Below are 24,626 nucleotides of genomic sequence, written 5' to 3'. Positions count from 1 at the left end.
GCGCATTACTTCGCGCGTTGCCAGACCACTTCCAGAGGCGCAGTGCCGGTAGACAAACTCGTGACAACATATTTCAGTCGGTCACCGTCGATAGTGAACTTCCGTCTCTGGGTCGTTCCCTCCCAGTTGGGATACGAAGCGTGGTCGATGTTAAAAACGATTACCTGCTCGCCGTCGTCCACATCGTAGGTTCCCCAGTGCGGATTCGTGCCCTCGACTGTCGCTTTGTACTCTTCTGGCGTTCCCTTCTTGCGGTCGTTGGCAGCGAACTTCGCCCGTCCAGTTTGAACAATCTGTATGGCGTAGCGGCCACCGTCATCGAACATGAGGATGCCAGCCGGATTCGCTCCGTAATCCCCTGTCCGACTGCCGTCTGGGTTCAAATGGTCATCCGAAACCAGCGTCCAGGTTCCCACAAGCTGTTGTTTGCTTGCGCTCTTCGGGCCGAACGCGCTTGCCGCAAACACACACATTAGGACGGCGGCCAACAAGCCGACGACCAGAATTGTTTTCTTCATTTCGCAACGTCCTTCTCCATCGTAAGTTTAGATGGCAGATACTTTCATGCTTGATGATGGTCGAGGGACTGCGGATAGGACTCGAGCGGACCCCGCGGCCGCACATTACGTAATGGGAATTGTGCAGCGCCACCCGGCATGATTCTGTGCAAGTTTGAACACTTTTCTTTGATTGTTGAGAAGTCGACATACCCCGCTACAACCCCCGCCACCAGCTACAATGATGCCCCCATGCCTCTTGAAACCTCTCCTGAGCAATTCTGGCGCGCCGCCGGATACGTTCTCGGCCTCGCCAAAAATTATCTTGAAGAACTTGACCAGCTGCCGGCCTTTCCGCCGGATGCATCCGGCCTGGCGCTGTTGCAGGATTTCACCGAACCGCTGCCGCAGGAGGGCGAGGGAGAAGAGGCCCTGGCTGCGCTGTTGAGCGTGCTCCGCTCGTCGCGTCCGCCCAGCCCCCGCTTCTTCGGGTACGTGCTCGGTTCCGGAGACCCCATCGCCGCCTGTGCCGACCTGCTCGCCAGCGTCATGAATCAGAACGTCACCGCGTGGCGCTCTTCGCCTGCCGCCGTGACCATCGAGCGGCTTGTGGTCGGCTGGCTGGCGGATGCGATCGGCTGCAGCGGCTTCTTTGGAAGCCTTACCGGCGGCGGATCTTCGGCCAACACCATGGCGCTGGCCATGGCCCGCGAGTCCAGGCTGCCGGCCAACGACGACGGCGCGCAACCTGCCATCGTGTACGCCTCCAGCGAAGTTCACATGTCGATTCCCAAGGCCGTCGCCCTGCTGGGAATCGGGCGCAAGAACCTCCGGCTTATTCCAGTCGATGAAAATTTCCGTATGTCTCCCGTTGAACTGGAGAAACAAATCGCGGAAGACCAAAGGGCAGGGAAGCAGGCAATCGCGGTCGTCGCCTCCGCCGGCACCGTGAACACGGGCGCCATCGATCCGCTGGTTGAAGTCGCTGACATTTGCCGCCGTCACAACCTCTGGTTGCATGTCGATGGCGCTTACGGCGCGCTCGCCGCCATCGCCACACCCGAGAAATTCCGCGGCCTCGCCGCCGCCGATTCCGTGTCGCTCGATCCCCACAAGTGGCTGTACCAGCCTTTGGATTGTGGCTGCCTGCTGTACCGCGACCGCCGGCACGCGCACGCGGCCTTCTCGCACAGCGGCGACTATGCCCGCGCGCTCAGCCACGACCCCGTCGAAGGCTTCGCTTTTTTTGAAGAATCAATGGAGCTGTCGCGCCGCTTCCGCGCGCTGAAGATCTGGCTCTCGCTGCGCTATCACGGCCTGAATGCCTTTCGCGATGCCATTCGCGCCGACCTTGCCCACGCGCAGCAACTCGCCGACCTCATCCGCGCCGGCGATGCTCTCGAACTTTTGGCCCCGGTCGAGTTAAGCGCTGTCTGTTTTCGGCACCGGGGGCACGGTTCGCCGGCCCGAGACCAACAAAATCTTGATGACCTTAACCAGCGCATCCTGAAACGCGTCATCGAGCGCGGGCGCGTCTACATTTCCAACGCCAGCCTCGGTGGACGCTTCGCCTTGCGCGCCTGCTTTGTCAATCACCGCACCAGGGATGAAGACGTGCGCGCCATCCTGGACGAAGTGATGGCGGTGGCGGCGGAGGTAATTGCGAATCCCGGAAGCAAACAATGACTTCCGATAACCGGGTTGCGACCACACTGCGCTGATTCCCGATTCGGGATTCACCGCGGCAAATAAACACGATTTCCACAATGTTCTACGAAGAACATCGTTGCCAAACCTGCGCGCCCGTAAGCTCGTGATACAAAAAGGGGCATGCCATCTCAAAATGATCGCCATGCGGTCCTCGCCCAGGCCCCCTGCCGCGCCGACCTGGCCGGCGCCACCATTGACCTGTGGCCGCTGTACCTGTTTCATCCTGGGAGCGTGACGGTCAATTTCGCGATCAGCATCCTGACCACCTGCCGCGTCACGCCGCTGGCCGGCAACGCGATCCATCTGAAGTCTTTGGACACCGGACGCGAGGAGCGCTTCGACAACCTGGAGGCGCTCTGCTGCGCCAAGAAGTTTGCCCATCCGCTGGCGGCGAGGCTGCTGCAGTTTTTTCAGCCGCAAGGCGGGCTGGCCATCGAGACCACGTCGGAGTCGCCGGCGGGCGCGGGCATTGCCGGCTCCTCGGCGCTGATGATCGCGACCACGGGCGCGCTGGCGCGCTACATGGGCCGGGCCATGAATCGCGAAGAGATGCGCGTGCTGGCGCAGAACGTGGAGGCGCAACTGATCAACGTGCCGACCGGCTGCCAGGATTATTATCCGGCGCTGTATGGCGGGGTAAGCGCCATTCACCTGGACACCGACGTGGTTCGGCGCGAGGCGCTGCCGGTGGCGCCGGAGGAAATCGAAGCGCGCTTCCTGCTGGTCTATACCGGCGCGCCGCGCGCCTCCGGCATCAACAACTGGGAAGTGTTCAAGGCGCACATTGACGGCGACCGCAAGGTCGTGCGGAATTTCGAGCGCATGGCGCAAATTTCGCGCGCCATGCACGACGCACTTTCCGATGCCGACTGGGACCAGGTTGCGCGCCTGCTGCAGGAAGAGTGGAAGTTCCGCAAGAGCAACTACAAGCGCATTTCGACGCCGCTGATTGACAAGCTGGTGGCGGCGGCGGGAAAAAATGGCGGCCGCGCGGCGAAGGTCTGCGGCGCCGGCGGCGGAGGCTGCGTGGTGTTCATGGTGCGCGAAGAAGCCAAGGAACGCGTGGCGGAGGCGCTGCGCGCGGCGGGCGCGCGGCTGCTGCCGTTTCGCGTGGCGCGCGACGGCCTGGTGATTTCATCGGTCGCGGCGGGAGCGCGGGCGTGAACCCTTGGCACGACAATCAGGGACGCCTGCGCTCGGTGTGGCGCTTCCCGCTCGGGCTGGTGGTCGCCTTTGTCGCCAACTTCATCGCCATCGGGGTGGCCTCTTCGCTCTCGCACAACAGCAATCGGATACTGGAGGCTGTGTATCGGCCGCTGACCGTGATCTTGCTGCTGGTGGGATACGCGCTGTTGTTGATGTCGGCCGACCAGGTGGACGAGCATTTTTTCGCGGCCATGGGTCTGGGAAGATTTTCCGGCTGGAGACGCCAAACCCTGGAAGGACTGGCGATCGGCACCGCCCTGATCGTTGTGGCGGTGGTGGCCATGGCGGTCTTCGGCGACCTGCGCGCGACGGTGAGCATTTCCTCGCGCACCATCTTGCTGGCGATCTCGGAACTGTTCATCCTGGCAACGGCAGCGATGGGTGAGGAACTGATGTTCCGCAGCTACCCGTTCCAGCGGCTGCGGGAAGCCGCCGGCCCGGTGGTTGCTGTGGTCGTGATGTCGTTGCTGTTTGGGATGGCGCACCAGGGAAATCCGCACGCCTCGAACCTGGCGATGCTGAATACCTGCGTAATTGGCGCTTTGCTCTGCTTCGCCTACCTGCGCACGGGCGCATTATGGATGTCGTGGGGAATCCACTTTGCCTGGAACACCGCGCTGGGCCTGGTTTTCGGGCTGCCGGTCAGCGGCCTTACCGATTTCGCGGTGATGGCGAAAACGCGCGCCAGCGGCCCGCGCTGGATGACCGGAGGCAGCTACGGCATCGAGGGCAGTTGGCTGGGCACAATCGTGATCGTGCTCGGACTTGTCCCGGTGGTTCTGCTGACGCGACGCGACGCGGTCCTGGCCCGGACGCGCGCCGAGGCCACTGCAACGCCGTCATCCGATGGTTGGGACCAGCAGAACTCAACCGACCAACCGCCGCAAGGCCGCATCCAACAGTATTGAGTGGCTGGTTGCTAGCGGCTAAACAAGCCAGCTAACGGCGAGGGATGGTTAACCTCAGGGCTGAAGCCCGCATTTCCTGGCGGCTTTCGGCGGCAGGGCTGGAAGCCGTGCCGTTCCCTGTTTGCTAGTGGTTACAACAACTCCTGACGACTAGCCACTAACCACTAATAATAAGGCACGAGCGACGTATAATTGAGTCACTCCAGCCGGGTACATTCATGATTGCTCGACGCAGTACAGCTTTGATTTTTCTGGCCTTGGTGCTCGCGGCACTGGCGTGCTGGGCGGACAAGACCAAACCGGCAACCACGCCGCGCATGAGCCAGGAAACCCGCATGCAGGTGATCCGCGGCCTGAACGCCGAAATGGTGTTCGCACGGCGCCCGTTTCCGGTGGGACCAAAAGGATTGACGCTGAAGAACGGAAAAGTTTCGCCGAGCGAAGAGGAAGTCGAGCGCATGGTGGCGACTTACGGTCCGTCGGTGAAGCCTGGAGACCGGGCGCGCATTACCGGAATCACGTTCAAGGGCGATAACGCCATCCTGTTCGAGATCAATGGCGGGCCGATCAAGAAGAAGAAATGGTACGAGCACATCGAGATCGGAAGTGTGGGCGGATCGACGACTCCCACCAATCCGACCGACGACAAGGACAGAAACAATGTGCGCGGCACCGTGATCTTGTTGGCCTTTGACAAGTACGTGCCGGAGATGTCGATTGACGAGGTCAAGATGCTGCTCCGGCCGCTGTTGGATTTCAACGCCAAATCAGCGGCGGAAGCGTACATGGACACGCTGCCGCCGAAGCTGAAAGAGGCGATCAAGAATCACCAGGTACTGGTGGGCATGAACCGCGAGATGGTGACGTATGCGGTGGGACGTCCGCCCAAGAAGTATCGCGATCACGACGGCGCCACCGAGTACGAAGAGTGGATTTACGGGGAACCGCCGAAGGACGTGCAGTTCGTGCGCTTCGTCGGCGACGAGGTAGTGCGGCTGGAGATCATGAAGGTGGGCGGCGAAAAGGTAGTACGCACCGACCGCGAAATAGACATGAAATCGACGGTGGCGCAGCGGCAAGTGGATCCGGTTGAACTGAGCAATAAACCCGGCAAGGCCCCGACCCTGCGGCGTCCCGGCGAGCAGCCGGCCGAGGAGCGGCTGCCCAAGGGCGGCGTCGACGATCCCGAGCCCAGGGGAGGCCCGCCGGCGATTCCGGGGAATGGGCCCCCGGAAAGCTAGCGCGCCAAGAGTACCGTATTCACATCGTTGCGACGAACTACATCGCGCCCTAGCAGCCCATGTCTTAGTGAACGACGTTGGCGCAGTAAGTTGAATTGGAACCGAATGGACCTCCGCACTGTTCGGTTTGCGGATATTGATTGGCTTGTCCGAAGTCCTTCTTCGTATTCGGATAATCCACGCCGAAGTTGAAGGCACCGGTGCTGCTGACGGAAAACCACGGGTAAATGCAAAATGGACCGCCATAGGCATTGCAGTTGCTGGAGTTGGTGATGCCCAAGACTTCAGCGATACCGCCAAAATCGCTGACTACGGCCCATTTCCTGGGTGCGCTGCCGTCTCCAAACTTCACGCCAAGGATCTGGATAGGTGAAGCGCCAGCCCAAGCGGCCGCGTTATACGACTGGCAGATGGTCTGTCCCGGAATGCAAAACTGGTCGGCCGGAGTAGTGAAGGGCGATGTGTGGCCGATCTCCCAGACGAAGGAATTCGGCGTGTCGAAGACAATTCCCCAGCCCAGTGCATTTCCGATTTCCTGAGTGTCGAAAGCGGGCATTAAAGGACCGTCACTCTTGGAGTTGAGCACGATCGTACCTGCCTTGCCGGTGTTGAGGTCGGTTACCGTGACGTGAAAGCCATCGGCTGCGGGCGTGGTAAACCAGTGTACGGTGACAACATCGCCGGCATGCATGATCAATGGGTTGCTGGGGCCGCTGCCGTCGGTCAGCATGGCATTGAATGCCGCCGTCTCCTGGAACCTGGTTCCCGTCTGCGTGACTTTCCACACCGGCGAGCATGCCGTGTAGGTGTTGGGCGCGTTGCTGACCACGAATCCGCCCTGAGGGGTGCAGTTGCTGACCAGCGCATCGGGATAGAATTGCAGTTCCACGAACGCTTGGCCGAATAGGCTGTTGGGATCTGTAACCGTACCTCCAAACCAGAATGTCGGGCCGGGGGCGGATGCGGGAAAGCTTCCGTCGGCCGGCAGAATCACCGTCCAGGTGAGATCGCGGGCCGATCCGGCCGCGCTGGATACAGGATCAAGTTCGGGTTCGTCGTGTCCGGTACAGCCGCTGTCGTAATGCACCTCGAAGACTCCCTCGAGGTATTTCGGGCGGTGAGCAATGCAGCCCGAGCTCTGGGCGGCAACCGGCAGGGCAAAGCCGAGCAATAGCAGTACGCCGAAGACGCAAATGGCTGGTGTGCGTTTCATAGGTCTCCTTTTACTGCATGCGACGCGCAGTGATCTCTCCGAAATTCGGTCGGGGGGCGCCCCCACAAACGCATTCGAGCGTGAGAAGAATGCCTGGCAACCCCAATAACAAGTGCCGGAAATCTATTCGGCTGGAAGACAGCATGTCAACTGGTCCAGACGCAAAGTTGCGCCACCGGCTCCTTTCAACCACGGCGTGGGATACCGTGGCGACGTTGGAAAGGCGACGCTAGAGCCGGGCGAATTCCGCTTTCGCTTGTTGAAAGACGGGAATCCCGGGGTCGGCATCTTTCCAAAGGGAGAGAAAGTTCTGGTAAGCGGCGCGGGCTTTAGCGGTGTCGCCCTGGAGGAGGGAAGCGCGAGCGATGCCGAGGTAGGCCAACGCACCGGTGGGATCGGCAAAATTGAGCCCGGAGTGGTCGAGAATTTTCTGGAACTCAGCGGCCGCCTCCGCACCGTGTCCCAGCGCGAGGAACGCTTGACCACGGACGTAAGTCGGATAGAGGCCGCCAAAGAAGTTGTTGAAATTGAGGGCCGGCACCCCGAACTCGTAACGCACGGCCTGCAGCAACTCGATAGCCCGTTGCGGCTCCTGATGGCGCAGGGCCTCGAGTGCGCGCAAGGTTGGCAGATAATTGAACTGCACGGAGGAGTCTTCCGGAAAGCGCTTTTGCAGATCGGTGCCGAGCGACTGCGCGGTGGAAACGTCTCCCGCCAGAGCCAGGGCAAACGCGGCAGCGTACTCGACGTCACGGCCGTTGGACAGTTCCAGAGCTGCCTTGGCGGTAGGGCTCACCGCGGAGGCATTGCCAACCAAAGCGTCCCACACGGGTTCCGCGGCAGCAAAGGTTGCGGCTCTTTCACGCTGGCCCGATTGCCGAGCCAAGTCAATCGCGTTGCGTAGCACCTTCCTCGCCGATGCTAACTTGCCGGATCGGGCGAAAACGAGGGAATGAGAGAGAGTGATCCAGTCCTCCGCTCCGGGCTTGCCTTTAGCGAGAGCGGCTGCCGCATTCATGCCAGCGTCATCGCCTTTGACGAAGGCCAGGTAGTATTGCAGGATCAATGCTTCCGGGGTTTCGATCTTGCGATCGGAAGCCTGCTGAAGCGTGCTCGCGGCTTCGGGAAAGCGACCCAGATAGAAGTAGCTGAAGGAACGGTTGATGTAACCGGGACTGAAATCGGGATCGATGGCGAGCGCGAAATTGGCTTCTTCGATCGACTTCTCAAACTGGCCGGTGCCTTGCAACGCAAACCCCGACTGCAATCCATGGGCGCTGCGATCGCGTGGATAGGCTTGTGCCCACGACTGCAAAGTTTGTTCTTGCCGCTCCAGATTGCCGGTCACGTCGCGGTCGTAAAGAGAAGATATGAAGAACCTCTCGCGGTCACTGGCACGGTCGCGGAGTTGGTAAGCTTTGGTCGTGCTCTCCCTCGCCAGGGCAGACTCCCCCATCGAGCTGTACACCAGGCCCAAGTGCGCGTAAACGAGGGCGAACTTGGGATCAATTTCCAAAGCTCGCTTCATCAGCGGCAAGGCGGCGGCACTGCCACTTGAAAACTCAGCTCTGACAGCTTGAGCGTAGGCATGCAAGGCCTCCAGCGACGAAGTGGTCGCTTCCGGGAGCGGGATATTGTGTTTCTGGACCGTGGTGAGCGATTCGCCGAGGCGCGTTCTCAATTTGCCGGCGACCTGGCTCAGCACGTTGAGCACATCTTCTTTCCTAGGCGCCTGCGCCTGCTCTTCGGCGAGGGTGTCTCCGGTGCGGCAATTCCTGGCACGCAGTCCCAAGACATACTGGCTACCCAGGCTGGATATTGAGCCGTCAATGACAGCCGCGCCGGCGGTGCGCTCGCAAAGCTCGCGCGCAAGATCGGGAGTGATCCGCGTGTCGGGCGGCTTAGCCATGAGCCGAAGGCTTTGTTGGATGTGCTCCTCGGAGACGAGACTGAGAAAGGGCGACTGCTGCAGTTGCACTGCCAAGCCCTGCCGCAGCGTGCCGTCGAACACCGGGTCGCTGGTGGTATTGACGAAGTCAGCAAGAACGATGGTGTCTTTGTCAGTGAGTTGCGGCGCGCGGTGAAGGTAGAAGTAAGTTGCCACCGCAATCGCGAGGACGGCGGCTACGGGCGGCAGGATCATCTTCCAGCGATTCACCGGAATTGCGCTCTGCGGCAGCGAGGTGGCGGGCAGGCTGGTGGCGCCGGTATCGCGCCGCAAGCGTTGCAGATCAGTGCGGAGCTCGGAGGCATGCTGATAGCGCAGCCTCGCGTCTTTCTCCAGGCATTTGCTGATGATTTCTTCCAGCTTCGGCGGAACCTGGGGATTCAGGCGCACGGGTGCGGTGGGCGAGACGCTGAGGATGGAGTGGGAGATGGCGCCGAAGGTAGCGCCGTGGAAGGGAAGCGCTCCGGTTGCCATCTCGTAGAGGACCACGCCGAAGGAGAACAAGTCGGTGCGGACGTCGAGATCCTTGCCTGCCACCTGCTCCGGTGACATGTAGTCGAGCGTGCCAACGGCGCCGCCGGGCAAGGTAAGGGCGGTAGCGGCGTCATCCACGGCGGCAGCTTTTGCAGCGGACACCTTGGCTAAGCCGAAGTCGAGCACCTTGGCCTGGCCGCGCCGGGTGATGAAAATGTTGGCCGGCTTGATATCACGATGAACGATGTCGGCGGCGTGAGCGGCGTCGAGCGCGTCGGCGATCTGGGTGGCGAGGTCGAGCAGTGATTCGAGATCCATCGCTTTCCCGCCGATCGCATGTTTCAGGGTTTCGCCTTCCAGCAACTCCATCGCGATGAAAGTTTGTCCATTGGCGGTGTCGATCTCGTAGATGGTGCAGATGTTCGGATGATTCAGCGCGGAAGCGGCTTGCGCTTCGCGCTCGAAGCGGCGGAGCGCAGTGGCATCGGAGGCGAGGTCGCCAGGCAGGAACTTCAGGGCGACGTGCCGGCGGAGCTTGAGGTCTTCGGCCTCATACACGATCCCCATGCCGCCGCCGCCAAGCTTTCGCAGGATGCGGTAGTGGGAGATGGTCGTGCCCAGCATTAGCGCCTCAGCGCGCGATGCTATTGCGGAATTGCGATGTGAGTCAAACCAGGGGTGAGTCAGCGAGCGCAGAAGGAAAGAAGGTGTAGCGGATTTCAATCCGCCGGGATCGGAAGGAATCAATCCAGCCGCTACACTTTCACCGTTCCATGAGCTTACAGGTACTCGCCGTAGCCTTCAAAAACAGAGGCCAGACGAGTGAGTTGCAACAATTCTTTAATACGTTGGTTGAGGTTGACGAGTTTCAGAGTGCAACCCGAGGTTTTGGCGGAAACGTAGGTGGCGAGCACGGTGCCGAGGCCGGAGCTGTCGATGTAATCGACCTTGCTCAGGTCGACGACGATGAGCTTGCTCTGGGGAATAAGCTTCTTCACTTCCGATTTAAACAGGCCGGAGGTCTCGGTGGTGATGCGTCCGCGACAGATCAGGGTCGGGGTGCCGTCCTGGGGAATTTGAAAGTCGATTTCCAGAGTGCGCGGCTGGACTGGAACAGGATTCGCTGCCATGGTGGGCCTCCAAGAGCCGAGTTAGTGTTCCTCAGGGTGCCCCCGCAGCTGAGCCGCGGGGGAACGGAGGCGAATTGTACCGCGATTCCAGAACGCGACCGCAGACGGAGTCATTTCCTTTTTCACCGTGCCCAGAAGAATTAAGGCCCCGGCAGAAGCCGGGGCCAGAGTTTTCTTCGGGATTGAACCTCAGAAGCTCACGCGCGCGCCCAACTGGAAGATACGTGCGCCATTCAACTGGGCAGGGCCGGCAAACGGGTAGATGCTGCCGCTGCCGGGGCTGGTGGGCAACTGGAAGGCGTTGATGCCGGTGAACTGCGGGGTCAACAGCAAGGTGCCGCTGCTGAACACGTATTCCGTGGGCTTGACCGCGAGGACATTGAAGTGGTTGAGAATATTGAAAGCCTCGATAAATAGTTGCAGCTTCGCTCGCTCGGTGACGTTCACAGTCTTGGAGAAGCGCGGATCGAGACTCCAGGTGGCGGGCAGGACGAAGGCATCGCGACCCTGGGTCGGCAGGCGGTCGGTGAAGCTGTTGCCGTCGCCATTGGGGTCGCCGCTGACCAGGCCGAAGTAGGGCTGGCCGGACTGCGCGGTGAGAATGGCGCTGATTTCCCAGCCGCCGAGAATAGCTTTCGGCACCGCAGACCAGGCGTTGGCATAGTTCAAAGTCCAGACGCCACTGAGCACGAAACGGTGACGCTGATCGTTGTAGCTGCTAGCGCGATCGCAGCGGATGCAGTTGGGATCGAAGAGCATTTTCGCGTCATCACTGCTGGAGGGGACGACCGCCGTGGCATCGGGCACATCGTCAATGGCGTGGCTCCAGGTATAGCTGATGGTCCCCTGGAAATTGTGGGACATCCGTTTCTTCAGCTGGATGAACATGCCGTGATACAGCGAATTGGCGCTGCTCTCAAACTCGGAGATGCGGCCAAACGCGAGAATTCGCCGCGCCGAGGGATAACGCATGTAAGTGACCGTCTGGGTAGTGCCGGCAATGGTGGCAGTGACCGCGGTCGGCGTGCCCAGGTTGATATCGCGGGTGCGCTGGAGGCGATTGCCCTTCACCATCTGCCAGCCGATGGTGACCGACAAATCATGGGCCAGCTCGTGCTCGATGTTCAAGTTGGCCTGTTGCACCATGGGCTCGTGATAGTTCGGAGCCATGACAAAGATCGCCGGAATAGCGGCCGCCCCGGTGCTTGGCGCAGGGCAAGCGGGGCTGTCAACCGGCGCGCCGCAAATCGTATTGGGATAAGACGGCATTTGTGCGCCACGAAAAGTCAAGGTTCCGACGTTGATGCCGTTGTTGGAATGTGCGGTGCCGACCATGATGGACGGGGTGCGGCCGTAGAAGATGCCGTAGCCGCCGCGGACGACCGTTGTATCGGAAGCGCCTGGAGTCCATGCAAACCCGAAGCGGGGGCCGAAATTAAGGGTGTCGAGGGGCAGAACGTTGGTGTGAATGCCGGCCGCGGCGGCGACCGGATTGTCGATTGGTGGCTTGGCGGTATCCTCCAAGTCCCAACGCAGACCAAGATTCAGCGTGAGATTGCGGCGGACGCGCCAGTCATCCTGTACGAACCAGGAAGCTTCGAAAATATTGGGGTGGGTGGTAGCGCCTGTCGTCCCAGCGCCTGCAAACGCCTGCACGAATTGATCGGCGGGGATGGCAGGATTCGAGGTGTTGGCGGGACAGCCCAGGGCCGGGCTGATGATGACGGGCTGCCCCTGGAGGCTGCGCCCGAAGTTCTCGAGACAGGCAAAGGTGTAGGACCCGGAGAAGTTGCCGGGGAAGAAGTTCAGGATATCGTCGTGGATGAAATCGGCGCCCACCTTGAAGGTATGGCGTCCATGGGTCAGGGTAAGGGTATCGGCAACCTGGTGGCGGTGAATGGTGGTCCCGCGCGGGCTGAAGAAATTCCGGCCAACCGTGAGGATGGTGGAGCCATTGTTCTGCTTGACATTGGCTTCCGGCAGGTTGGTGTTTGCCAGCCCGGGTTCGTCGTCGATCTGGTACTGGTAGCGGGCAACATTCACGGCCGAGTTGGTCAGGGTGGAGGTCAGCTGGCCAACAATGGAATCGGACTTTACGATCGAGGCGCCGGTGTGCTCGCCGGCGACATTGGAGCCGCCACTCTCAAACCCGAGTCCGTTGAAGCTTTGGCGGTTCCAGCGAACGGATGCCTGGTTGCGGTTGGTCACCGCCACATCACCTTTCAGCAGGTACGTGTCCTGGTTCAAGCCGCGACTCCAGCTGCCCGAGCGATCCTGGAGATACTTGATGGCGGCGGCCTGGAATGAATCCGGGGCGGCGATGGTGGGAAGGATCAGGGTGACCGGATTGAGTTGCGTATTCCGCTGGCCGTCGTAGTCGAAGAAGAAGAAGGCCCGATTCTTGATGATGGGGCCGCCGAGGCCGCCCCCGAACTGATGGAAGTGATAACCGGGCTTGCGCAACGAAAGCGCGGGATTGAGGGCGTGATTGAGCTTGACAATAGGATCGTTCGCCGCCAGACCGCGGTCGCGATAGTACTCAAAAGCGCTGCCGTGGAAAGTGTTGGTGCCTGATTTGGTGACGACATTAATGACGGCGCCGCCGGCGCGTCCGAGTTCGGCGGAATAGCCGTTGGTATTGACCTGGAATTCCTGTACCGCGTCCTGGCTAAACTGGTAAGGAGCGCGGCCGGAACCGGTGCGTCCGGTAGTTTGCCCGAAGAAAGTGTTGTTATCGTCCGCGCCATCGACGGTGAGGGAATTCAGGGTGCCGCGCTGACCGGCGAAGCTGAGGTCGCCGGTGCGCACGTCGCGCGTCACGCCCGGGGTTAGCAGGACGAAATCGAGGAAGTTGCGGCCATTGACCGGCAACTCGGCGACAGAGGCGGCATCTACCGTCGAACTCACTGTGGTACGCGTGGTTTCCACCAGTGGGAGTTGCTCGGTCACATTGACGACTTCCGCCTTGCCGGTTACGTTCAGCTTGAAATCCACATTCAACTTGCTGCCGACAGTCACGGGTACGTCATTGCGCACCTGCTCGGCAAAGCCCTGCTTTGCGACTCTCAGCGTGTAGGTTCCAACCGGTAGCAAGGCAAACCGAAACAAACCATCCTGGTTAGAGTCGACGGTAAATTTCGCGCCGGTCGCGGTATTGGTCGCGGAGAGCGTCGCACCGGGGACAACGGCGCCGGTGGAATCGGTCACTGTCCCTTCCAGTGACGCCTGGTTACCGACTTGGGCGATCGCAACAGCGCTGAACAGTACCAGCACAAAGATGGCGGCAGTCTTTTTCATGGCTCTCAGTTCCCCCACGCAGAGTACATTGCCCGGATGCGGCCGGGCACGGCCTTCCTTGACATGTCGAGAGGAGCCCAGTTGGGCAGAATTGCTGTCGGCCCAAGAAAATAACACGCGCCGACCGATTCCGCCAAACTAAGCCGCGGTGGCGGATGTCACCAGTGGCGATGCGGTGTAAGTTGGCGCGATGGTTGTGGCGATGAGATGGAAGATTTATTTTTCGCGCGCGACCACGAAGTCAGGCACCCAGAGCAGGGCACGTTTGATTTCGGAGTCGGGAAAGCTGCAGATGGCCTTGCGCGCCTCCTCGGCAAACTCGGATGCGCGGGCGAGGGCGGCGTCGAGGGAACCGTAGCGGTTCAGGATGTCCAGGACCTGGCGGTGGGTGACGCTACGGAAGGCGCGCTCATCGAGCACGATCTGGAATTTTTCGCGTTCCTCGGGCGAGCAGCGCTCCAGGGCGTGAATGACGGCCATGGTCACTTTGCCTTCGCGCAGATCACTGCCGACGGGCTTGCCCAGTATGTCTTCGGAGGCGGTGAGGTCGAGGACGTCGTCCACGATCTGAAACGCCATGCCGGTGGAGCGGCCGTAGAGGGCGAGTTTCTCTTCCTGCTCGGGAGTGGCGCCGCCGAGGATGGCGCCCAGCCGCATGCAGGTGGAGAACAGGCAGGCGGTCTTGCGGAAGATGAGATCGAAGTGCTCTTCGAGGGAAATCAGGCGGCCGAGCTTCTCCATCTGCAGCAGCTCGCCTTCCACCATCATTTGCGTCAGGTCGATGAGAACGTCGAGGATGCGGAAATTGCGCTGCTGAACGGCGATCTTGAAGGCCTGCATGTAGAGCCAGTCGCCGGCGAGCACGCACCTGGAATTGCCCCACTGGGTATTAGCCGCAGCGCGTCCGCGGCGGGTCTGGGCTTCGTCAATGATGTCGTCGTGGACGAGCGTTGCGGTGTGGATGATCTCGACCACGGCGCCGAGTTGCACGGCGCCGCGCTGGCCGTTGCCGAACAGCCGGGAGGAGAGCAGCAGCAGGGCGGGGCGGATGCGCTTGCCGCCGCCGGCACGCAGGTATTCACCGATGTCGCTGATGACGCGGACGCTGGAAACGGTGTCGCGTCCAAACTCGCGCTCAATGGCAGCAAGGTCGTCGCGCAGCAGTTCGAAGACTTCGCGCGCATCGGTAGTGGGTTGAGTGGCCATGGTGAATGTCGGGCCTTACTTCTGACGCCCCTGCGGGGCTCACTCGTATTTCGGGCACAACCCACGGCTTACGCCGTGGGCTGCACATTCTGTCGCGCTTCGCGCTAAAAGAAGGTGCGCTCAACCCACGGCTTACGCCCCTTCGACTGGGCTCAGGGTAAGCTGTGGGCTGCACACTCTGTCACGCTTCGCGCTAAAAGAGGTGCGCTCAACCCGCGGCTTACGCTCCTTCGACTGGGCTCACGGCAAGCTGTGGGCTGGACATACTGTCGCGCTCCGCCCTAAAGAACAGAAATCAGACTTTCGCCGTCCGCGCACCGGGCCTAAATTGTCCGGTAATTCGTGAACTGCATATCGATGCCGAAATCAGAGTTCTTCAGCAGGGCGATGATCTCCTGCAGCGAGTCGCGGTCCCGGCCGCTGACCCGAACCAGGTCGCCTTGAATGGATGCCTGGACCTTCTTCTTCGAGTCTTTGATTTTCTTGACGATCTCGCGAGCCTTCTCGATCGGGATGCCCTGCTGCATGGTGATGCGCTGGCGGACGGTGGAACCGGCGGCGGTCTCGATCTTGCCGTAGGTGAGTCCCTTCAGCGGAACGCCGCGCTTGACCAGCTTCTGCTGGAAGACGTCGTTGATCGCCTTCAGCTTGAATTCGTCGACCGAGGACAGCACGATCGCTTCCTTGCCTTCGAGCACGATGTTGGATTTGGAATCCTTCAGATCGAAGCGGGTATGAATTTCCTTCATCGCCTGCTGCATGGCGTTAGAAACCTCTTGCAGGTCGATCTTGCTCACGATGTCGAATGAGTTGTCGGGCATAAACGACTCAGTTTACGACAGAGGCGTTGCGCGAGGCGAGTTCCGAGTCACTGAAGAAGATTTCAAACGTTTCGGAGGTTGCGGAGGTGTCCTTGAACCGTCCGCAACCTCCGATGAAGCCAACCTCGAGATTCCTACTGTCCGGGCGGTTTGGCGGCCGGAGGCGGAGTTTTCGAAGCAGGTGCAGCGGGCTTTGGAGCGGGCGGCCTGGAAACTGGAGGCATGCCTGTGGGCGCCGGCGAAGCGCCGCTTCCGAAGTACTCCTGATTCAGCTCCGGCTTGACATTCTTGGTAAGCGTCTCCACCGCATCCTTAATACGTTCCTGCTCCAGGGTGCGGTTGATTTCCGGTTTGACCTCTTCCAGCGAGAGCTGCTTCCGGTTTTCCAGTTTGAAGATATAAAAGCCACCAGGTTCGTCCATCACCTCGGAAACCTTTCCGGGCTGAAGATCGAAGACCTTGGCCTGTGACGGCGGCATGCTCTCGCGGCGCTGCGTGCCGGCGGCGGTGGGAGGCGGGGGAGTCTTCAAGCCGAGGTCGTCGTACGCCTGCTTCTGCAGCTTTTCGAAATCACCGCCGGCAGCGGCGGCAGCGTGGATCTTGTCGGCTTCCGCCGCGAGTGCTTTTTCATCCGGAGGTTTCTCGCCTCCGGGCGGGGTTTTGGGAATAAAAATGCGCAGGAAGGTCCCTTGCAAGTAGTCCTGCTGGTGTTCCTTGTAATACTTTTCCGTATCGGCGGGGGGAACATTGGAGGCCTCCCTCTGCAGTTCGCGGATAAAGAGCTGGCTGAGCGTCTGCATGCGCGAGAACTTCAGCACCTCTTCCGTCCCGGGAGCATTCGCGATCCCGCGCTGCTCGGCAGCCTCACTCATGGCCAGCGCGCGGGCATAGGTATCGGCCAATTGCTGGCGGCGTCCCGGAGGCATCTTCGGATCGATAGCATCCACCAGTTTTTCAAAGCTGGCGCGGGTGATCACGGTTTTGCAATCCGGAGGCGGCGACGCCGGGACTTTGCCGTCACACACCCCGAGAATGGTAATTACAGGCGCAGTTGGCGGAATCTCAGAGGCGGGCTTGGTGGCCGGCTGCCCGGTTGCGGCAGGCGTGGCAGGCGCGGCCGAAGCGGCGGGCTTAGTGGCCTGCGCGACAGCGAGCGTGGACAACAGCAACACAATTGCCAATCGGTACATTCATTCGCTCCAAAACATAAATCGTAACACGAGAGGAACGGGATGTGATTCCTGAGTTGAGCGTCATAGCACGGAGAGCAATTCAGAATCGGAACGGAAGCAACTCGAATGAGATAATCGCCCCATGGGCGAAGCTCCGGGGGTGGTGATGGACGCGATGCGGGCGGAAAAACGCACAGTCGCGCAGAACTCCGTCTACGCCGCCATCGGGATCACGGTGCTGAAATCCATAGTCGGCATCAGCACCGGCTCGCTGGGCATTCTGTCGGAAGCGGCGCACTCGGGCCTGGATTTGATGGCGGCGATCATCACCTTGATGTCGGTGCGGGTCTCCGACAAGCCCGCCGACGCCGAGCACCAGTACGGACACGGCAAGGTGGAGAACTTCTCCGCCTTCATCGAGACCGGCCTGCTGCTGCTGACCTGTGTGTGGATTGTCTACGAGGCCATCAAGCGCCTCTTCTTTCATCACGTCGAAATCGAGCCCAGCCTGGCCGCGTTCCTGGTGATGTTCGTCTCCATCGGCGTGGACGCATGGCGGTCGAGGCGGTTGAAGCGTATTGCCGAAAAGTGGGACAGCCAGGCGCTGCAGGCCGACGCGCTTCACTTCGCCACCGACGTTTGGTCGAGCGCGGTTGTGATCCTCGGGCTGGCGCTGGTTTTGACCGGACGGAAGCTGGGAGTTGCGTGGCTGGCGGACGCCGACCCGATTGCCGCGCTGGTCGTCGCCTGCGTGGTTGTCTATGTAAGCTGGCGGCTGGCGCGGCAGACCATTGATGCGCTGCTGGATGCCGCGCCCGCGAACGTGCGCGCACGCATTATCGACCAGGTGCAGAGTGTCGACGGCGTGCTGGAAGTGGACCGGGCGCGGATCCGGCGGGCGGGGAACCGCTACTTCGCCGACCTGGAAATCGGCATGCACCGCAACGTCACCTTCCTGAAGTCGGAGCAGCTGGGCAAGCGGGTGACGGAGGCGGTTCACCGCGTGCTCCCCGACGCCGACGTGGTGGTTCACTCCGTGCCGCGGGCGCGTGGGGAAGAGAATATTTTCGAGCGCATCCGCGCGGTGGCGGCGCATGCCAACCTTAACGTCCACGACATCAGCGTGCAGGACCTGGCGGGCCGGCTACACGTGGAGCAGCACCTGGAACTCGACGAACGGCTCAGCCTGAAAGAGGCCCACGACGAGGTGACCGTGCTGGAAGCGGAAATCCGGCGCGAGGTGCCGGAGATTTCTTCCATCCTTACCCACATCGAGAGCGAGCCGGCGACGATCGAGGAAGGCAGCGAGATCGCGCGCGACAAGCGGCTGGAACAAGCCGTGCGCCAGATCGCGAGGCACATTTCGGAGGTCGTCGACGTGCACGAAATCGTGGTCAAGAAAGTCCGCGAGAAGCTTTACCTGTCCTGTCATTGCACGCTGCCGGACAGCCTGCCGCTTTCGCGGGTGCACGACATCCAGACCGAGTTGGAGATCCGACTGAAGCAGGAAGCGCCGGAACTGTTCCGGGTGCTGATTCACCCTGAACCGGTGACGGACAATCGCAGATGAGTCAGAAGTAAGAAGTCCGAACCGGTGGGATGCGGTCACGCGGCTGTCTTATTTCCGGCGTTCCGAACTGGGGTGAAGCGGCGCACAAAGTTGTCGTGGTGGGTGACTTGCTTGACCGCGTCGCCGCTGCCGACAGCTACCCAGGTGCACAGGTTGCGGTCAACCTTGATCAGGCGAACGATCTGACCATCCAGGTCACGGTAGAAATCGCGCTGCGGCTCGTGATGGGCGAGGTTTCTGGGCACTGCAGCTGGAATGATGGTCCCCGGGGAGGGACTGCGGGAAGGCAAAAACCCGCCGCGCGCCTGCTTGTACTTCTGAAATGGGACACGTTCCAGAAAGGTCCCGGCAGCACGCATGTTTCACGTTCCAAGTTTCACGTTTCACGTTGTGCAGATCTCGATCATGCACAGAGCTGTGCAACGTGAACTCGAACAGGCCAGGTAGGGCCAGCCGATGTCTCTTATCTCGCTCCGCCGCGGTAGGTCACGCGCCAGATTTTGTTGCCACCGTCGTCGGCGACCAGCAGCGATCCGTCCTTCAGCACCAGCAAACCGACCGGGCGTCCCCAGACGTTGCGGCTTTCGGGGCTTAACATCCAGCCGGTGACGAAGTCGTCGTAGCCGCCCACCGGCTTGCCGCCCTGGAAATGCACGCGGACGACTTTGTAGCCGGTACGCTTGGAGCGGTTCCACGATCCGTGCATGGAAACGAACGCGTCGCCCTGGTAATCCTTGGGGAACATCTGGCCCTGGTAAAAGACGACGTCCATGGTCGCCGAGTGAGCCTGGAAGAGGACGTCGGGAGTAATCGTCTTCTTGACCAGGTCGGGTCGCTCGTCGTTATTGGGATCCGGGTGCGAGCCGAGGTACGCGTACGGCCAGCCGTAGAAGCCGCCGTCCTGGATGTGCGTTAGGTAATCGGAGGGGAGATCGTCGCCGAGGCCGTCGCGCTCCTGGACCAACGCCCAGAGCTGGCTGGTGCCGGGATAAAACGCGGCGCCGATCGGATTGCGCGTCCCGGTGGCGAGCAGGCGGTGACCTGAGCCGTCGGGATTGTACTCGGAAATGGCGGCGCGGATGGGATCCTCGCCGGGACTATCATTCGACGCCGAACCAACCGTGACCAGCATCTTGGCGCCGTCGGGAGTGAAGAGCAGGTTGCGCGTCCAATGCTGGCGGTAGCCGTGCCCGGGCAGGTCCACCAGCTTTTCCGGCGCTGCTTCCGCCTTGGTTTGTCCCGAACGATAGCGGAAGCGCACCACCGCGTTGGTCTCGCCGACGTAAAGATAATCACCGTGGAACGCCATGCCGAAGGGCAGGGCTAATTTTTCAGCAAAGACGAAGCGCTGCGTCGCCTTGCCGGAATTGGCAGGATCGCGAAAGACCAGGATTCGGCCGGAATCGGAATCGGCTAGGAAGACGTCGCCATTCGGCGCCAGGGCGAGCCAGCGCGGGTTTTGCAGTCCACCTTCCGCCCAGGTGCTGATCTCAAAGCCCGGCGGCAGGTTCAACCGGGCACTGGCGGGCTGGCGGATGACTTCCGGGCCGTTGCCGGCGCTGCTGGTCGCATGCGGGGCCGGCAGTTGCGAAGGCTTGATCTCGTGATGTGCGAGGGGGTGGGCGACCTGCGCCATGGCGCTTGAGTCCGACCGCGTGCATGCGATGGCCAGGATCGCGAGCAGCGTGACTGGGACAGCCAGGCGCAGCTTGGCGGCGCACTTGGTGGCGCGTCTTGCAGGATCCTTCATTCGCATATTTCCGTCCATCAGTGTTGGATGACGGAAATTGCCGCGAGATTGCAGTCCAAGTCTTATTCGTTGGGAATGACAATCCACAGGATGATGTAGAGCAATCCGCCGGCGCCGGCGAACAGGAACAGCAAGAGCCAGACCAGGCGCAGCACGGTAAGGCTCCAGCCGAAGTGTCGCGACAGGCCGGCACAGACGCCGGCGATGACGCGTCCCTGGCGGGGACGGACCAGCTCATGAGTTACCGGCGCGGCGCCCGCCACCGCTTTGGCGCAATAAGGGCAAAGGCGCGCGTCGTCAGGAATGGTTTTACCGCAAGCGTTGCAGTACATATCGGTTCCAGCCTCAAGGAAGTAATACGATTTTTCCGAATGCCCCCGCTTCCATCACTGCCTGGTGCGCGCGCGGTGCGTCCTTGAGCGGCAATTCCTGCCCGATCACCGGCCGCAAGGTGCCGCTCTCCAGGCCGGAAACCAGCGCGGCATGAATGCTGGCCAGGTCGTGGTCGGAGATGTTGAACGAAGTCATTCCGAGGATGGCGCCGTCGCGGCCCATCAGGTCACGCGGGTTGATCTCGACATTGCCGCGGCTGCCCACCACCACCACCCGTCCGAACTTGTTCAGCATGGCGAGATCTCTTCCGAGATTCTTGTTGGCGAGCATTTCCAGGATGACGTCGAAGCCGCGTCCGGCGGTCAGCTTCATTAACTGCTCCGGCGCGTCGGCGGCGCTGTGATCGACCACATAATGCGCGCCTTCGCGCGCCACCATTTCTTTACCCTTGTCGGTGCTCGCAGTGCCGATGATGGTCATGCCGGCGGCGCGCCCCATTTGTACGGCGGCGCTGCCCACGGCGCCGCTGGCGCCATGTACGAGCACGGTATCGCCAGGCCGCGCCTGCGCTTTGTGAAACATGGCGCGATAGGCAGTGATGTAGGGCACGCCAATCGCCGCGCCCTGCTGGTAGGAAGCTTTTTTGGCGAGCGGGTGCACTTGCGCCTCGTTGCACAACACCTTTTCACCGTAGGCGCCGGAAATGGAGCGGTAGAGGTAAACGCGATCGCCGGCTCGAAAGCCGGTAATGCCGTCACCCACGGCTTCCACGTCCCCGGCGGCGTCGGAGCCTGGCGTGTAGGGCAAGTGCGGCTTGATGGCGTATTGTCCGCTGCGAATGTAGGTGTCCACCGGGTTCACGCCAATGGCGCGAGTACGTACCAAGATTTCGCCGCGACCGGGCTTCGGGTCAGGAACTTCCTCCAGGCGCAGGACCTCGGGACCGCCGAACTCCCGCACGCGAATTGCTTTCATCGCTCTCTCCTTGTGATGTGAGTACCTCAGTACCGGAGTACTCTACCGCTTACGTATTCACGCTACCCGGCTATCACGCGCCGTACCGAGATAGCGCGCGAACCAGGAAAGCGCCAACTGCGCCACCTGTTCCAGCGCGCCGGGCTCCTCGAATAAATGCGTGGCGCCGGGAATGATCTCCAACTGTTTTTCCGTTGTGAGCCGGTCAAAGGCGTCGCGGTTCATGCCGACGACCGGCCCATCGTTGCCGCCGACGATCAGCAACGTCGGCGCCTGCACTTGCGCCAGCGCTTCGCCGGCAAGGTCGGGACGTCCGCCGCGCGAGACGATGGCACGAACCAGCTTCGGAAGCTTGACCGCGGCGATCAGCGCTGCCGCCGCGCCGGTGCTCGCGCCAAAGTAGCCGAGGTCGAACTTCGACAGATCTTCCCGCCGGTGCAGCCACTCGGTCGCGATTTGCAGACGTTGCGCCAGCAGGGGAAGATCGAAGCGCAGCTCCGCGGTGCGATTATCAACGTCTTCTTCCTGCGGCGTGAGCAGGTCCATGAGCAGCGTTCCGATGTCCCCGCGCCGCAATTCTTCGGCGACATAACGGTTGCGCGGGCTGTGCCGGCTGCTGCCGCTGCCGTGCGCAAACAGCACCACGCCGCGCGCGTTCGGCGGCACAACCAAATCGCCGTCCAAGACGGCATCACCAACTACGATTCGGACCTGTTCGGCCGGCTCCATGAAAGTCTTCTCCAGTGACTAGTAGTTAGGAGTTAGTAGTTAGTAGCTAGGAGTTAGCGGTTCATGTTGAGCACTCTTCACAGCAAGTTGACGACTAGCTATCTATTGATTACCTTTTTCCACGACCGCGCGATCCAGCAGTTCGCGCACTTCCTCATCGGTGGTCTGGGCGAAATCCTTGTACCACTGGCCGACCGCGAAAAACGGCTCCGGGGTGGTGGCGCAGACCACGTCATTGCCTTCTTCGCGGAGTTGGTCGCAGGTGGCGCGCGACGCGACTGGAACCGCGATTACAATCCGGGCTGCGCCTGCCTGGCGCAGCGCCGCCGCGGCCGCGCGCATGGAAGAACCGGTGGCCAGGCCGTCATCGACCAGGATCCCAGTCTTGCCGCTCACGTCGAGCGACGGACGATCGCCTCGATACTGGCGTTCGCGACGCTGCAGCTCTTCTTCCTCGCGCCGCGAGACCTCCTCGATGGAGGCTTCAGGAATGCCGAGGGCATCGACGACCTCGCGGTTCAAGACGCGAACCCCGCCGGATGCGATGGCGCCCATCGCCAATTCCGGCTGCCCGGGAGTGCCCAGCTTGCGCACCACGAACACGTCGAGCGGGACGCCGAGTTCGCGGGCGACGACGTAGCCGACGGGCACGCCCCCGCGCGGCAGCGCCAGCACGATCACGTCGCGCCGTCCAGCGAACTCGCGCAGCCGCTCTGCCAGCATTTCACCCGCGTCGTATCGGTCGCGGAACATCATTCGATTGCGCGTCCTTGGTTTGAGTTCGATGCCGCTGCCGCAGTAGTGGAACTCAGAGTTCGCCGATGAAGGAATTCCAGGGCGTCGCCGGCATTGTCTCCGTGCTGGCGTGGCCGTAAGCGCGGATGATGAGCGCGGCGCGCTCGACTTCGCGCACGTCGGAGGCCTCGACAATGTCGATCACGTCGAAGCGCCCGAGCAGCGCGTAGCTTTGCTTCCACTGCACGCCTTTGCATTCCTTGCGGATTTTCTCCGCTACCGTCTTTGCCATCTTCTTGAAGTCTCTGGGATCGTCAAACGCGTCCTGTGCAAGCTGGCTGAGGATGACGTAAGTTGCCATGCGACACCTCCAATTTTTTGTGGATGAAACGATACTCTTGCGGGCGTGAGAGGTAAACTCGCGCCACGGTTTTATCGGATGTCGGTTTTCGGTCGTCGGTAGGCAGCCCACAGCCGATGCATGCCGTTGCAATGCCGATCGCGAAAAGCGAAAAAAGATAACTGCCAGCGGCAAAACAGTTTGAGTTCGCGCGCTCCCAACTCGTCACCGCCGCCACACGCTACTCTTGCCCGCAAGCTTGGCCTGCTTGACGCCGCCATGATCGTGATGGGCGGAATAGTCGGCGCCGGTATTTTCATTAATCCGTATGTCGTCGCACAGCAGGTGCGCACGCCCATGCTGATCCTGGGCGCGTGGATTGCAGGCGGCCTGATCGCGCTCGCCGGCGCCTTCGTGTACGCGGAGCTGGCGGCACGCCGGCCCGAGGTCGGCGGACAGTACGCCTACCTGCGCGAGGCCTACCATCCTGCCATCGCATTTCTCTACGGCTGGGTGCTGCTGCTGGTGATTCAAACCGGCGGCATGGCGGCGGTCTGCATCACCTTCGCGCGTTACTTCATTGACCTCACCGGGATGAAAGTTTCCGACTGGCTGCTCGGCGCGGTCGCCCTGTCGGTACTGACCGTCATCAACTGCGTGGGCGTGAAGCAGGGAAGCACGGTGCAGAGCGCGCTCATGGTGATGAAGATTGCGGCCATTGCCGCGCTGGTGTTTTGCGGCGCGTTCCTGCTCGGCCGTCCGTCGCAATTCACATTGCGCCCGGTGCTGGGCGAGCCGCCGTCCTGGCGCCTGCTCTCGATGTTCGGCGCCGCCATGATACCGGTGCTGTTCGCTTATGGGGGATGGCAGACGGCCAATTTTGTCGGCGGCGAAATCAAGGATGCGAGACGCAATCTGCCGCGCGGCCTGCTGCTTGGGGTCGCCGGCGTGATCGCCCTTTACGTCGGGGTAAGCTGGGTATGCGTGCGAGCGCTCGGCGCTGCAACCCTGGCGGAGACGCATACTCCCGCGTCGGCGGTCATGCGTATTGCACTCGGCGATGCCGGCGTGAAGCTGATCGCGGTGGGCATTTCCATTTCGACGCTCGGCTTCCTCAGCCAATCGATTTTGACCGCACCGCGCGTCTATTTCGCCATGGCCGAAGACGGGTTGTTCTTCCGCGCCGTGGCCCGGGTTCATCCGCGCAGCCGCGTACCGGTGGCCGCCATCATCCTGCAGAGTGTCTGGACCATGGTGATCGCCGCCTCCGGCCGCTACGAGCAAATCCTCAATTACGTGGTCTCCATGGACTTCATCTTCTTCGGCCTGACCGCGACCTGCATCTTCGTCTTTCGCGGCCGCGACGCCAAG

The 24,626-nt window shown here is 61.4% G+C and carries 21 protein-coding genes; 6 read left to right on the top strand and 15 right to left on the bottom strand.

Annotated elements, in window-relative coordinates; all coding sequences use genetic code 11:
* Positions 1-5: 5 nt before the first annotated feature.
* Positions 6-518 (bottom strand): lipocalin-like domain-containing protein, encoded by a 513-nt coding sequence (locus VFI82_07755; protein ID HET7184565.1) that lies wholly within the window; start codon positions 516-518, stop codon positions 6-8.
* 231 nt (positions 519-749) lie between these two features.
* Between VFI82_07755 and VFI82_07750 the strand changes: the two genes are divergently transcribed.
* The 4 genes from VFI82_07750 (at position 750) to VFI82_07735 (ending at position 5,562) form a co-directional block, all read left to right on the top strand.
* A complete protein-coding gene (locus VFI82_07750; GenBank protein ID HET7184564.1) occupies positions 750-2,183 on the top strand; it encodes an aminotransferase class V-fold PLP-dependent enzyme in 1,434 nt (477 codons plus the stop codon).
* 144 nt (positions 2,184-2,327) lie between these two features.
* Entirely contained in the window at positions 2,328-3,371 is a 1,044-nt protein-coding gene (locus VFI82_07745; protein HET7184563.1) for a hypothetical protein, read from the top strand.
* Positions 3,368-4,321, top strand: a complete 954-nt coding sequence (locus VFI82_07740) for a CPBP family intramembrane glutamic endopeptidase (protein ID HET7184562.1) — start codon at positions 3,368-3,370, stop codon at positions 4,319-4,321. Before VFI82_07745 ends, VFI82_07740 begins: the two co-directional genes overlap by 4 nt.
* Before the next feature lie 218 nt (positions 4,322-4,539).
* A complete protein-coding gene (locus tag VFI82_07735; protein HET7184561.1) occupies positions 4,540-5,562 on the top strand; it encodes a hypothetical protein in 1,023 nt (340 codons plus the stop codon).
* A 64-nt stretch (positions 5,563-5,626) separates the two neighbouring features.
* Here VFI82_07735 and VFI82_07730 read toward each other — a convergent pair whose 3' ends face one another.
* The 7 genes from VFI82_07730 to VFI82_07700 form a co-directional block, all read right to left on the bottom strand.
* Positions 5,627-6,775 (bottom strand): hypothetical protein, encoded by a 1,149-nt coding sequence (locus VFI82_07730; GenBank protein ID HET7184560.1) that lies wholly within the window; start codon positions 6,773-6,775, stop codon positions 5,627-5,629.
* A gap of 229 nt (positions 6,776-7,004) precedes the next feature.
* Positions 7,005-9,821 (bottom strand): protein kinase, encoded by a 2,817-nt coding sequence (locus VFI82_07725; protein ID HET7184559.1) that lies wholly within the window; start codon positions 9,819-9,821, stop codon positions 7,005-7,007.
* 155 nt (positions 9,822-9,976) lie between these two features.
* Complete coding sequence (locus VFI82_07720; GenBank protein HET7184558.1) at positions 9,977-10,327, bottom strand: STAS domain-containing protein; 351 nt, start codon at positions 10,325-10,327, stop codon at positions 9,977-9,979.
* Positions 10,328-10,516: 189 nt separating this feature from the next.
* Complete coding sequence (locus tag VFI82_07715; GenBank protein HET7184557.1) at positions 10,517-13,624, bottom strand: carboxypeptidase regulatory-like domain-containing protein; 3,108 nt, start codon at positions 13,622-13,624, stop codon at positions 10,517-10,519.
* 216 nt (positions 13,625-13,840) lie between these two features.
* Complete coding sequence (locus VFI82_07710; protein HET7184556.1) at positions 13,841-14,830, bottom strand: polyprenyl synthetase family protein; 990 nt, start codon at positions 14,828-14,830, stop codon at positions 13,841-13,843.
* Positions 14,831-15,153: 323 nt separating this feature from the next.
* Positions 15,154-15,651 carry a YajQ family cyclic di-GMP-binding protein gene (locus VFI82_07705; protein ID HET7184555.1) on the bottom strand — a complete coding sequence of 166 codons (498 nt, stop codon included), beginning with the start codon at positions 15,649-15,651 and terminating at the stop codon, positions 15,154-15,156.
* A gap of 134 nt (positions 15,652-15,785) precedes the next feature.
* Positions 15,786-16,841, bottom strand: a complete 1,056-nt coding sequence (locus VFI82_07700) for a peptidylprolyl isomerase (protein HET7184554.1) — start codon at positions 16,839-16,841, stop codon at positions 15,786-15,788.
* Between the two features lie 124 nt (positions 16,842-16,965).
* On the opposite strand from VFI82_07700, the gene VFI82_07695 reads away from it, so the two are divergent.
* A complete protein-coding gene (locus VFI82_07695) occupies positions 16,966-18,393 on the top strand; it encodes a cation-efflux pump (protein ID HET7184553.1) in 1,428 nt (475 codons plus the stop codon).
* A gap of 35 nt (positions 18,394-18,428) precedes the next feature.
* Here VFI82_07695 and VFI82_07690 read toward each other — a convergent pair whose 3' ends face one another.
* The 7 genes from VFI82_07690 to VFI82_07660 all read right to left on the bottom strand — a co-directional run bounded on the left by VFI82_07690 (position 18,429) and on the right by VFI82_07660 (position 23,276).
* Complete coding sequence (locus tag VFI82_07690; protein ID HET7184552.1) at positions 18,429-18,752, bottom strand: hypothetical protein; 324 nt, start codon at positions 18,750-18,752, stop codon at positions 18,429-18,431.
* 104 nt (positions 18,753-18,856) lie between these two features.
* Positions 18,857-20,143 (bottom strand): sorbosone dehydrogenase family protein, encoded by a 1,287-nt coding sequence (locus VFI82_07685; protein HET7184551.1) that lies wholly within the window; start codon positions 20,141-20,143, stop codon positions 18,857-18,859.
* 62 nt (positions 20,144-20,205) lie between these two features.
* A complete protein-coding gene (locus tag VFI82_07680) occupies positions 20,206-20,475 on the bottom strand; it encodes a PspC domain-containing protein (GenBank protein HET7184550.1) in 270 nt (89 codons plus the stop codon).
* A 13-nt stretch (positions 20,476-20,488) separates the two neighbouring features.
* Entirely contained in the window at positions 20,489-21,451 is a 963-nt protein-coding gene (locus tag VFI82_07675) for an NADPH:quinone reductase (GenBank protein HET7184549.1), read from the bottom strand.
* Positions 21,452-21,508: 57 nt separating this feature from the next.
* Positions 21,509-22,180, bottom strand: coding sequence for a dienelactone hydrolase family protein (locus VFI82_07670; protein ID HET7184548.1), 672 nt, complete (start codon positions 22,178-22,180; stop codon positions 21,509-21,511).
* Between the two features lie 102 nt (positions 22,181-22,282).
* Positions 22,283-22,933 carry a phosphoribosyltransferase gene (locus VFI82_07665; GenBank protein ID HET7184547.1) on the bottom strand — a complete coding sequence of 217 codons (651 nt, stop codon included), beginning with the start codon at positions 22,931-22,933 and terminating at the stop codon, positions 22,283-22,285.
* Between the two features lie 55 nt (positions 22,934-22,988).
* Positions 22,989-23,276: a GYD domain-containing protein gene (locus VFI82_07660; GenBank protein ID HET7184546.1), complete on the bottom strand. Its 288-nt coding sequence runs from the start codon at positions 23,274-23,276 to the stop codon at positions 22,989-22,991.
* Positions 23,277-23,456: 180 nt separating this feature from the next.
* Between VFI82_07660 and VFI82_07655 the strand changes: the two genes are divergently transcribed.
* The coding region (locus VFI82_07655) for an amino acid permease (GenBank protein ID HET7184545.1) at positions 23,457-24,626 on the top strand (1,170 nt) is incomplete at its 3' end.

This window comes from Terriglobales bacterium, assembly GCA_035691485.1.
Classification (GTDB): Bacteria; Acidobacteriota; Terriglobia; order Terriglobales; family Acidobacteriaceae; genus JAIQGF01.
This window is presented reverse-complemented; position numbering and strand designations above follow the sequence as displayed.

Excerpts from the sequence above, each read along its gene's own strand:
- VFI82_07755 (HET7184565.1), bottom strand. The coding sequence starts at position 518 with ATGAAGAAAACAATTCTGGTCGTCGGCTTGTTGGCCGCCGTCCTAATG.
- VFI82_07750 (HET7184564.1), top strand. The coding sequence starts at position 750 with ATGCCTCTTGAAACCTCTCCTGAGCAATTCTGGCGCGCCGCCGGATAC.
- VFI82_07745 (HET7184563.1), top strand. The coding sequence starts at position 2,328 with ATGCCATCTCAAAATGATCGCCATGCGGTCCTCGCCCAGGCCCCCTGC.
- VFI82_07735 (HET7184561.1), top strand. The coding sequence starts at position 4,540 with ATGATTGCTCGACGCAGTACAGCTTTGATTTTTCTGGCCTTGGTGCTC.
- VFI82_07730 (HET7184560.1), bottom strand. The coding sequence starts at position 6,775 with ATGAAACGCACACCAGCCATTTGCGTCTTCGGCGTACTGCTATTGCTC.
- VFI82_07725 (HET7184559.1), bottom strand. The coding sequence starts at position 9,821 with ATGCTGGGCACGACCATCTCCCACTACCGCATCCTGCGAAAGCTTGGC.
- VFI82_07720 (HET7184558.1), bottom strand. The coding sequence starts at position 10,327 with ATGGCAGCGAATCCTGTTCCAGTCCAGCCGCGCACTCTGGAAATCGAC.
- VFI82_07715 (HET7184557.1), bottom strand. The coding sequence starts at position 13,624 with ATGAAAAAGACTGCCGCCATCTTTGTGCTGGTACTGTTCAGCGCTGTT.
- VFI82_07710 (HET7184556.1), bottom strand. The coding sequence starts at position 14,830 with ATGGCCACTCAACCCACTACCGATGCGCGCGAAGTCTTCGAACTGCTG.
- VFI82_07705 (HET7184555.1), bottom strand. The coding sequence starts at position 15,651 with ATGCCCGACAACTCATTCGACATCGTGAGCAAGATCGACCTGCAAGAG.
- VFI82_07700 (HET7184554.1), bottom strand. The coding sequence starts at position 16,841 with ATGTACCGATTGGCAATTGTGTTGCTGTTGTCCACGCTCGCTGTCGCG.
- VFI82_07695 (HET7184553.1), top strand. The coding sequence starts at position 16,966 with ATGGGCGAAGCTCCGGGGGTGGTGATGGACGCGATGCGGGCGGAAAAA.
- VFI82_07690 (HET7184552.1), bottom strand. The coding sequence starts at position 18,752 with ATGCGTGCTGCCGGGACCTTTCTGGAACGTGTCCCATTTCAGAAGTAC.
- VFI82_07685 (HET7184551.1), bottom strand. The coding sequence starts at position 20,143 with ATGAAGGATCCTGCAAGACGCGCCACCAAGTGCGCCGCCAAGCTGCGC.
- VFI82_07680 (HET7184550.1), bottom strand. The coding sequence starts at position 20,475 with ATGTACTGCAACGCTTGCGGTAAAACCATTCCTGACGACGCGCGCCTT.
- VFI82_07675 (HET7184549.1), bottom strand. The coding sequence starts at position 21,451 with ATGAAAGCAATTCGCGTGCGGGAGTTCGGCGGTCCCGAGGTCCTGCGC.
- VFI82_07670 (HET7184548.1), bottom strand. The coding sequence starts at position 22,180 with ATGGAGCCGGCCGAACAGGTCCGAATCGTAGTTGGTGATGCCGTCTTG.
- VFI82_07665 (HET7184547.1), bottom strand. The coding sequence starts at position 22,933 with ATGTTCCGCGACCGATACGACGCGGGTGAAATGCTGGCAGAGCGGCTG.
- VFI82_07660 (HET7184546.1), bottom strand. The coding sequence starts at position 23,276 with ATGGCAACTTACGTCATCCTCAGCCAGCTTGCACAGGACGCGTTTGAC.